A 1145-nucleotide genomic window follows, 5' to 3' on the forward strand; every position below is an offset into this window, starting at 1 on the left:
CCTTATTACGAGGCACAAGAAACAATGAAATACCCTTTGAGCCGGCCGGAGCATCTGGAAGCTTCGCCAAGACCAAGTGAATAATATTGTCAGTAAGGTCATTCTCACCACCGGTAATGAAAATCTTAGTACCAGTCACACTGTACGAACCGTCGGCATTTGGCTCTGCCTTAGTGCGAATCATGCCTAAATCGGTTCCGGAATGCGGCTCGGTGAGATCCATTGCGCCAGTCCACTCTCCTGAGTACATCTTGGGCAAATATTTATTCTTTAGCTCTTCTGAAGCGTGCGCATCGATAGCAAGCGCAGCACCTGAAGTTAAGCAAACATACAGACCAAATGAAATGTCAGCCGAGTAAAGCATTTCTTCATACTGAGCACCCAGCATTTTGGGCATACCCATACCTTCATAAACAGGATTACCGGTTAGGCCTGACCAGCCACCTTCTGCGAACGTTTTGTAAGCTTCAACGAACCCCTTAGGGACCGTCACTTTACCGTTGTCGAAGTGACAGCCTTCTTCATCCGCTTCGCGGCTTAATGGCGCAATCAGTGATGCTGTAATCTTTCCAGCCTCTTCCAATATCGCATCTGCTGTCTCCATATCAATCACTTCTTGCGTACCTGCAAGCGAACCCCAAAGCTGCTCGGCTTCGAAAACTTCGTTCATAACAAAGCGGATATCTTGTAACGGCGCTTTATAATCTGCCATGTAATTTCCCTCAAGTATTTTACGGATGCCTAGTCAATTAACTTAAGCATTCTTCGGTCTAGAATTTGTCGCGTATTCTAACGCAAAAAGCCCGCGAAGCGGGCTTTTTAAACTAACAGACAATTAGAAAGCGAAGTTTTCTTCGTCAATTGCCATAATCGACTCACCACCAGCGAGAACCATCTGAGCGTGAGCTGCTGTACGCGGCAAGATACGGTCGTAATAGAACTTGGCAGTCTGAACCTTAGCCGTATAAAAGCCTGTTTCAGTTGTACCAGAAGCTAGCTTCTCTTGAGCAACTTTTACCATCTGTGCCCAGAAGTATGCTAGACATACGTAACCTGAATACATCAAGAAGTCTACAGATGCAGCGCCCACTTCATCGCGATTCTGCATGGCAGTCATGCCAACCTTCATCGTAATATCGCCCCAC

Annotated in this window: 2 protein-coding genes; both read right to left on the reverse strand. The window is 46.6% G+C overall.

Going from position 1 to position 1145, the window contains the following annotated elements; translation table 11 throughout:
* Window positions 1-712, reverse strand: a 712-nt coding sequence (locus A3750_RS23815; RefSeq protein WP_197475283.1) for an acyl-CoA dehydrogenase family protein, incomplete at its 3' end; no start/stop codon positions are given.
* Between the two features lie 123 nt (window positions 713-835).
* Window positions 836-1145, reverse strand: a 310-nt coding sequence (locus A3750_RS23820; protein ID WP_197475284.1) for an acyl-CoA dehydrogenase C-terminal domain-containing protein, incomplete at its 5' end; no start/stop codon positions are given.

This window comes from Oleiphilus sp. HI0079, assembly GCF_001635105.1.